8 protein-coding genes are annotated in these 8,284 nt (G+C 34.0%); 3 read left to right on the top strand and 5 right to left on the bottom strand.

The window, feature by feature from the left end:
* Positions 1-256: 256 nt before the first annotated feature.
* A complete protein-coding gene (locus tag Q361_RS12675) occupies positions 257-1,051 on the top strand; it encodes a hypothetical protein (RefSeq protein WP_103727106.1) in 795 nt (264 codons plus the stop codon).
* A 966-nt stretch (positions 1,052-2,017) separates the two neighbouring features.
* Here Q361_RS12675 and Q361_RS12670 read toward each other — a convergent pair.
* The 3 genes from Q361_RS12670 to Q361_RS12660 all read right to left on the bottom strand — a co-directional run bounded on the left by Q361_RS12670 (position 2,018) and on the right by Q361_RS12660 (position 6,169).
* On the bottom strand, positions 2,018-2,845 hold the full coding sequence (locus Q361_RS12670) for a tyrosine-type recombinase/integrase (RefSeq protein WP_169929314.1): 828 nt from the start codon (positions 2,843-2,845) through the stop codon (positions 2,018-2,020).
* A 29-nt stretch (positions 2,846-2,874) separates the two neighbouring features.
* Positions 2,875-3,738, bottom strand: coding sequence for a tyrosine-type recombinase/integrase (locus Q361_RS12665; RefSeq protein ID WP_103727104.1), 864 nt, complete (start codon positions 3,736-3,738; stop codon positions 2,875-2,877).
* Positions 3,739-3,853: 115 nt separating this feature from the next.
* A complete protein-coding gene (locus Q361_RS12660; RefSeq protein ID WP_103727103.1) occupies positions 3,854-6,169 on the bottom strand; it encodes a CHC2 zinc finger domain-containing protein in 2,316 nt (771 codons plus the stop codon).
* Between the two features lie 166 nt (positions 6,170-6,335).
* On the opposite strand from Q361_RS12660, the gene Q361_RS12655 reads away from it, so the two are divergent.
* Positions 6,336-6,692, top strand: a complete 357-nt coding sequence (locus tag Q361_RS12655; RefSeq protein ID WP_103727102.1) for a helix-turn-helix domain-containing protein — start codon at positions 6,336-6,338, stop codon at positions 6,690-6,692.
* 11 nt (positions 6,693-6,703) lie between these two features.
* Positions 6,704-6,943: a hypothetical protein gene (locus Q361_RS12650; protein ID WP_103727101.1), complete on the top strand. Its 240-nt coding sequence runs from the start codon at positions 6,704-6,706 to the stop codon at positions 6,941-6,943.
* Positions 6,944-6,971: 28 nt separating this feature from the next.
* Here the strand turns inward: Q361_RS12650 and Q361_RS12645 are convergent, their stop codons facing one another.
* Both Q361_RS12645 and Q361_RS12640 read right to left on the bottom strand, forming a co-directional pair.
* The gene (locus tag Q361_RS12645; protein WP_103727100.1) at positions 6,972-7,388 is read right to left on the bottom strand and encodes a hypothetical protein; all 417 of its coding nucleotides are present in this window, start codon (positions 7,386-7,388) and stop codon (positions 6,972-6,974) included.
* Between the two features lie 2 nt (positions 7,389-7,390).
* Positions 7,391-8,284, bottom strand: an 894-nt coding sequence (locus tag Q361_RS12640; RefSeq protein WP_317047148.1) for an RHS repeat-associated core domain-containing protein, incomplete at its 5' end; no start/stop codon positions are given.

Genomic DNA, 8,284 nt, shown 5'->3' with positions numbered 1-8,284 from the left:
TACTTGTACAGTCCTGCACAACTTTTGCCCTCGCGTGAGCTTAAAATATTGCTCGTGTGAGCAATATGCAAAGTGGTGTAAGTCTGTAGTTTCAAGCATCCCATCGGTCAAAAGTACTCTTTTTCTTTTCAATTGAAAAAAAAGATTTAGTAATATTTTAACTTTTTTGTAAGTGTTTTCGGCATAAGAATTGAATTTAATATTGCAATACCAGTGATAATAAATTATTCTTTATTAACCATTAAATTCTATTATTATGAGCAAGCAAAAAGGCGTTATCAAGTTAGTTGGTAACATTGGAGGTATGAGTTTCTATACTTCTAACGGTGAGTATTTGGCCAGAACCGCAGGAGGGCCAACCAAAGAAAGGATTGCAACAGGGGCGAACTTTGTGAGAACCCGAGAGAACAATGCCGAGTTTGGCGGTGCTGCCAAAGTGGGTAAAGCTTTTAGAACTGCCTTAAGCAGTGTTATTCAGACGATGGGCGGAAGCACATTGACCGCTTCTTTAACCAGGCTTTTTAAATCGATAAACGCTAAAGCTTCAGGGGTGAGAGGGGAACGACCTATTGCATTGAGTACCAACAAAACACAGGCAAAAGGTTTGGAGCTTAACGAGCGTATTAGTTTTACATCAGTTTTTAATGCGCCTCACACCGTTACTACCGATGCCGACCGTGTAGAAGTTACTTTTACTATTCCTGCCTTTGTGCCTAAAAACTTTATCAATGCGCCTGCCGGTGCTACAGGCTTCCGTATTGCCGGAGCTGTGGGTTGGTTGTCTGATTACAGTTTTGACAGCAGTACCTTAAGCTATGAACCTGATGTACCGGAGCAAAACAGCATAGGAATAACCCAATATAGTGCGATACAGCCTATTGACAACAATAGTACGACCATAACACTAACTGCAACCGCTCCTGGCGGATTGATTCCTGAAGCTGGCATTAGTGTAATTTGTGGATTGGGTATTGAGTTTTACCAAAAGGTTGATAATGTAGATTACTTACTGGCTCAAGGTAACGCAATGCGTATAGTGGAAGTTTTTTAAGATTTAAGACACTTTCTATAAAATTAAAGCTTTCCGTTCTCGGAAGGCTTTTTTTGTGCTTATATCGTTTTATAATCATTATTTCAAGGATAAGTCAACTATTTGATGTAGTTGGTTTATCCTTTTTTTATCCCTTGGACAAAGTCGGCTTTAGTGGGCTTATGGTGGGCTTATCCTCGGGACATCTACGGAACATCGTCGGCTAAAACTGGTTTTTGTGTCCATAAAAACACACCTTGCTTTTTCCTTCAGATGAAAAAAAAGTTGGATTGATTTACCCATTATCCAAAAGCAGGTACAAAATGAGCTTCGGAGTTTGCCTATAGTCGGCTGATTGGTTTAAATGTGGCGCTCGATTTTTTGGGAAGATTGTCCTAATTCTATATTTCAATTGAAAAAAAATATTCCTGGGCAATCTTCCTAAAAAATGAGCATAGCCTTGTGGCGATTGAACACACAATCTACTACCTTTTAGTGATGATTTGTGCAAAAAAACGAGCAAAGAAAGACGGCAACCACCGTAGCTGGCTTTTTTGTGAAGCTTTTTTTGTGCAAAGTCATTACTAAATAAATTAAACATTCGTAGTGCGTGGGCAGTAGCGTCGGCAATCGGGCGGGCGCGTTGGGGCGGGGCTATTTTACATAGTGCAAATTATAGTGAAAGAAAAAAACCAAAAAAATCAATTATTAACTCTTTTTCTTGCACTATAATGCTCGATGCATTATGTAACATAGCTTGGGAGTGGTTGTGGCGTGGGGTTTTCGGCTCTTGTTTTTGGGTTTGGGAAGTAAGCGGATAAAAACAGGATTTTTTGTGCGCGATGGGCTTTGGGAAAACAAAAATCCTGTTTTTATTTGCTTGCTGTGGAGGAAAACAAGTGCCGATGCGGTGGGAGAACCACTTGTGCGGTGGGGAGCGTTGGACTGGGTGGGTGAAAATACTTCTGCGAAGCAAACCGCTTTTAATTATCGGATTGGGTGTACTTTATCAATAGCCGTTTTTAGTGCATTTAAGCCTGTTTGGCGATATTTTTCAGTAGTATCGGGAGATTTGTGTCCTGCAAAATATTGTACTACTCGTAAATCATTATTCTTGGTAAGTAAATTGGCTATTACACTTTGCCTTATGGTGGTTGCCGTTAATTTCTTTTTGGATTGTTTTTGATAGGTGCTAATTAAATAATCAACATCTTCTTTTCTTATCGGTGTTCCAAGCTTACCCAGTAATAAAGCATTCTCATTATTTCTCCAGGTTTTTAATTGATTTCTGTCGTGATTGATGTATTCATATAGCAAAAGGATCTGTTCGGCTTTTAAAGGTAAATTTCTTTCTTTGGTTATTCCTGTTTTATGTATTTGTATGGTAGCTTTTTCTAAATCTATATCGGTTATTTTTATGTTTTCTATTTCTCCAATTCGTAACCCTTGATGAACCAATAAACCCATTATAATTTTATTTCTCTTGGTTAAAAACGGATAGCGCTCTATTCTTGGGATTAGCAGTAATTGTAGTTCTTTTTCTGTGAATAAATCCTGTAATTGGATTGGGTTTGCTTTTCCGTCCCGTATTCTTATGGCTCTGACTGGATTGTCTTTTCTTTTTCCTGTTTCAATTAAATAATCATAATATTTTTTGATAGAAGCAATTACTCTTTTTACATTATTTACACTATGCTCATTTCGTACTATTTCTATATACTGCATTACTTTTTGATAGTCGTATTTGTCTGCATTTTTATTGTTCTTTTTGTATTTATTAATGTCGTAAAGATAGCTTTCTACTGAACTTTGCATTAGACTTTTACTTAAATAATCCCTTATGTTCATTGGTGTAACTTTGTTTTAAAAAAATTAATTCGTGTATAAATCTGTGTGGTTCCGAGCTGTGTATGTCCTAAAAAATCCCGTACCATTTCAATACTCATTTCATTTTCTAATAAGTGTGTGGCAATACTATGGCGAAGCGAGTGCAGACAATAGTTTTCGTGTTCTATGTTTTGGGTTCTTTTGAGGATTCTTTTAAATAAATTATACACATTGTCGCCTTTCATTTTACTGCCGTTTATATTGATTAAAAAACTTTCCTGGTCTTCTTTTCTGATAATTTCAGTTTCTGTAAAATAGTCCTTAAAATCATTGACAATAGCTTCGGTAAGTGGTATTACTCTGCGTTTTTTGCCTTTACCTTTTCTAATGAATAATAATTTTTGCTCAAAGTTGATGTCTTTTAGATTTAATAATTCTACTTCTGTTCTTCTGAGTCCACAACCATAACACAAGTGTAATATTGTTTTTTCTATGATGTTCTGACAGTTTTGATACAGTAGTTTAATTTCTTCTTGAGTAAATACTATCCGTTCGCTTTTGGTAGTTTGCTTTATTCGTAAATTGTAGGGATTTCGTTTTATATTCTTGGTTCTTTCTAAATATTCAAAGTAGAGTTTAATGGCCAGTAGTTGGCTGTAGATGTGGCTTGGACTTATAACTCCTTTTCTTTTTTGATTGGGTTTTGTTTGTAGGTATTTGTGGTAGTTCTTTATATGGGTATCGGTTATTTTTTGAGGTATTTCTTTTATGTAATCCAGTAGATTCTGTGCGTATTTCGGATAATTATTTACTGCTGTTTTACTATATCCCAAGTTTAATAATTCTCTTCTAAAGTCATTTATTGTATTTTCTATCATCATCTATTATGTTTTTTAGGTTATACTTTTTATTTTGACCGAACGCTAGAGTTATTTTTTTGGTTTTTTCTTATAAATTAAGGTTTTACAGTTTTTTTAGTGTTCGTTTTGTTTCCGTTTAGCGTTCGTTGGTGTTCACTTTTAGATTTTGGATCTGTTTTATAAAATGGTCTTTTAGTTTTTTTCTAACGCTCTGTATATCATCAAAGTGGAAGATTTTATATTTATACCCTTTGTTGCCGTGTCCGTATTGCTTTAAGTATTCCAGTTGTACTAATTGATTGATATAGTGTTGTAATTGTGTTTTCTTAAATCCTGTTGCTTCCATTGCTTCAAAACGTGTAAAATCATCGGCTTTAAATTTCTTTTTTAATCGCTCAAAAAACTGTCGTAAACTGCCGTCTAACTCGTCTATTTTCAATATTATACTTTCAAAAAGTATTTCTACTGCGTTTTCTATATCTTCAATTTGAGTTACTATTCTGCCGTTGTTGGTTCTTCTTTGGTATTGATTTATAATCGTTATTTGTTTGATGATACTTTGGAACATTTCGTTTAATCTTCGTTTTTTGTGTACGTTTTCGGGAAGTTGTATTTGTGTGGCATACGGATTTTGTACTTCTTCTACTTTTAAAGCTCTGATTATTTTTTGTAATTGTTCTTTTGCTTTTTCCTGTTCACTTTCGTTTATTTCTCCTGCTATACGCTTGTTTTGATAATTAATTATTTTGTCTGTTTGTTCCTGGCTTTCATCTACCGCCAATAAAAAACTACGACTCATATTGTCTTCGTAAATCTCGCCTTTGGTGGTGGCAGAGAGTGAACTAAATACGCCTTTTACTTCTTTTTTGGTTGATTTGATATTTCCCTTTTTATCCTTAATTGATACGCTGCTACTTAACCTTTGATTACTGATTAACTCACGCATTGCAAACATTGCTTCTTCTTTTAATCCGTCTAAATCTTCAATAACTAATAATTTATTCACTAACTCATATTCTCCCCAATTGTACAAACTGCTTTCGGTAATTCTTGTAAATCGAAGTACGTCTTCTTGTGGTATGATATCGGCTATTTTGCTGATAAGGTGTGTTTTTCCGCTTCCGCTACTTCCTTGTACTATGGCGTGTAATGGCTGTTTTGTTTTGTAGCTTGATGCAATGATAAAAAGTAATAAACGGCTGTTTGCTTCTCCAACTATTCCGCTTTGTTCTATCAGCTTGTTTAATTCTTGTAGTAGATTATCTTGTTTTAAAAAGTCTATTGTGTTTTCTAAATTGGGTTGTTTTGGTTTTGCCTCTGGAGTAACTTTTGGTTGTACTGGCTCTTGTTCAATACTGCTTTTATCTTCAATTGAAAATAAAAAAGGTAGTTCCTTTCTTTGCTCGATTAAATGGATTAAAATTTCTCTTTCGTGTCCTTGTATTAAATTATTAATATCCTCGTTTTGTGGGGTTTCTACTTGGCTTATTTTGGCTTTTGGGTGTAACTCTCGCAAAATTTCAGCGTATTTGGTAACGGCTTCATTTCCTGCTTTATCGCCGTCAAAAAAGAATATGATTTCTTCTAATTGTTTTAAGGGTTTTAAAGCGTTTAGGATTTCGTCATTTAGTCCATTAGTTCCGTAGCTTGTAAGTAATGTGTAATTGTCTTTTATCTCGTCTATTTGTAACAAACTGGCTGTGTCGATTATAGCTTCGGTAAGCAGTAATTTTTTTGTGTCCGGGTTTGGATAATTTGGATATAGCCCCTGCCTGTTCTTCAGATAAAAATGTTTTGAATTTTCATTATTAATTGTTGATCTAAAATAAAAGCTAACAATTTGGTTTTCTCTGTTTTTTAATGGGAACACAATACCCTTATTTCCAAAAGGTTTATAGGCTTGTCCGCCTGTTCTACTGTTAGTTCCTGCCAGTGTTAAAAGTCCACATTGTAACGCATCATTGATTAACTTTTCATCCTTTCTTGCTCCGTGATGGAACTGCCCACTATTAAAACCAACCTCTAATTTATCAAAATCTAAATTTCTACTACCGCAATACTCTTTAGCTGGTGGACTGCTTAATAATCCTTTTCTAAAACTTAAATACATTTTTTCAAGAAAATACATTCTTTCCTGTTCATTTACTGGATTTGGTGTTGGTATGATTGTAGTTGCTTTTTTAACTGGTTGTATTGTTTCTATCATTGCCGTACATTTTTTTAGTGCTTCGTGTTTGGTTAGCTTTTCATAATCCTGGACAAATTGTATCACATCGCCTTTTTTATCGCAAGCGTGGCACTTGTATTTATTTTGACTAAAACTCACCTGTAAACTCGCTGTATTGTCCTCGTGGAACGGACAGCGGAGCATATTGTTTTTATCCTGCTTTAAATTGTAATGGTGTAAGATGCTTTCTAATGATAAATTTTGTTTGATTACGGCTATTTCCATCGTTTACAATCTTGTTGAATATTCTTCAATATATTTATGTATTATTTTGAAAGCAAAAATATAATATTATTTCATAATATTGCAATATAATTTCATTATAGTAAATATTAATATCAAAAACTTTCAACTTATGGTAAATTTGCAGGAAACAATAGCACTTTATAATATGAAGTTCAACGAAAAAATCAAAGCTTTGCGTAAAGCTGCCGATATGAACCAACAGGAACTAGCCGACAAAATACACATACACGTTACTCATTTATCTAAAATGGAGAACGGTCATTTATTGCCGTCTATTGATATTGTACAACGACTAATGAAAGTGTTTGCAGTTTCAGCTGATACACTTTTAAACGATAATGAAAATAGTGTGGTAGAGTTACAGAACCACGAACTAAACGAGCAACTAATGCTGATTAATCAACTAGATGAGGAAGAAAAAAATGCCTTGATTAAAATTATTAATTCGATGCTTACCAAAAAAAGAATGAAAGATCTATTAGACGGTAAAGTGAGTTTTTAAGCCTAAAGAAGATGAAGAAAATAGTTGCGCTTGTTTTGATTTTGGTTTGCGGTTCTGCTTTTGCCCAAACAAAAAAAGATACTCTTGAACTTTTAAATTTTGAGTACCGTTGGTACAATATTTCGCCTTGCGGTTGCTACACCTTTCCTAAAAAAGACAGTGTTTACACTAAAAAAGATACTATAAAACAGCATCTAATTTTATTTAACAATAGAACGAAGCTTTTTAAAAAGAAAAAACCACTCGGATAAGGAGTGGTTTTTAGTTTATATAATTTTACTATTCGTATTTTAGTTTACCTAATAAAGGAATTGAATAAAACCAATAAAAAACTATTATTGATATAATTACAACCCAAACAATAATACCTCCAATTCTATTTTCTTTAATGGATAATTTGTCAAATTCCTCTACAATGGCTTTCCACTTATTTTGAAATATAAATAAATACCAGTTAATAACACTAACAATAAAACCAAATATTAGCATTCCTAAGTCTATTGTATCATCAGAAGAAACCATAGGTACATCAAAAAAATAATGATAACAAGTATCGATAGCACAATAAAGCCATATACTTAAAGCTAATATTGTTATATAAGCTTTCCAGTCACTCCACCATCTTGAATAAGTAGAATTTTCATAAAAGCTATATAGTTTATAAAAAAAATATTGATATGCTTTTAATAGTATCATAGTTAGAATTTAATAGCTGAGTTATTTAAAAATGGGTGTCCTGTCATTTTCTGTTCTTGATTTTCTGTTCGAGTAGCTGTTTCAGAAGCTCCAACCCATCCACCAGGATAAAAAGTATCTATACCACTATAAAAAATTGAGGCTATTGGATTAATCCATAAACCATAAGCTGCCATCCCTGTATTTAGCCCTGCCTTACCAGGATTAACAGAATTTGGACTATTTGGACCATATTTAGGATCATAGTAATTCCTAACTCCTTTTGCATCTAGAAGTAAGCCTATTCCTGCTCCTGCATAACCAATCCCTTTTCCTAGTTTACTTAAGGTTGTAACTTTCGTGTATTGATTACCAGTTGTCCAATTAGCATAATATTTAGGACTAAATGCTTGATTGGCTGTTCCTAGTCTAAAAGAACCCGGAATATATTCAACAGGAGCTAAACCTAAACCTGCATAATCATTAATGGTTTTACCAGTTGACACAAAATTACTTTCACCTTTTTTAGTTGTTGCTTCCACTAAAACGGATTCGATTACTCCGTCATTTGCGTGTGCATCCATTCCGAAATTAGAATCATCTCCTTTAGAGTAACTAACTCCGTTCTTTTTATCGTTAATTGCAAAAGTACCATCGCTTTGCTTAGATATACGTCCACTTATGCCGTGCTCTCTTCTATATTCTCTAGCTTCTTTTCTAGTTTCAAATAATCCTGTTGGATCCATCCAGATATTTGGATTGTTTAAAGCGAAGCGATAAGGCGATATGTCATAGGCTCTTTCTGATAAGGCATCAATCGAGTTAAAGCGACCTAAAGCATTATCATATTGACGGTAGTCCATTGCAGTTACATTAAGACCTAATTCGTCTTGCCACTCTCTATTATTAAATTTGTA

Origin of the sequence: Flavobacterium croceum DSM 17960 (assembly GCF_002917885.1) — a bacterium.
Taxonomy (GTDB): domain Bacteria; phylum Bacteroidota; class Bacteroidia; order Flavobacteriales; family Flavobacteriaceae; genus Flavobacterium; species Flavobacterium croceum.
This window is presented reverse-complemented; position numbering and strand designations above follow the sequence as displayed.

Excerpts from the sequence above, each read along its gene's own strand:
- Q361_RS12675 (WP_103727106.1), top strand. The coding sequence starts at position 257 with ATGAGCAAGCAAAAAGGCGTTATCAAGTTAGTTGGTAACATTGGAGGT.
- Q361_RS12670 (WP_169929314.1), bottom strand. The coding sequence starts at position 2,845 with ATGCAAAGTTCAGTAGAAAGCTATCTTTACGACATTAATAAATACAAA.
- Q361_RS12665 (WP_103727104.1), bottom strand. The coding sequence starts at position 3,738 with ATGATGATAGAAAATACAATAAATGACTTTAGAAGAGAATTATTAAAC.
- Q361_RS12660 (WP_103727103.1), bottom strand. The coding sequence starts at position 6,169 with ATGGAAATAGCCGTAATCAAACAAAATTTATCATTAGAAAGCATCTTA.
- Q361_RS12655 (WP_103727102.1), top strand. The coding sequence starts at position 6,336 with ATGAAGTTCAACGAAAAAATCAAAGCTTTGCGTAAAGCTGCCGATATG.
- Q361_RS12650 (WP_103727101.1), top strand. The coding sequence starts at position 6,704 with ATGAAGAAAATAGTTGCGCTTGTTTTGATTTTGGTTTGCGGTTCTGCT.
- Q361_RS12645 (WP_103727100.1), bottom strand. The coding sequence starts at position 7,388 with ATGATACTATTAAAAGCATATCAATATTTTTTTTATAAACTATATAGC.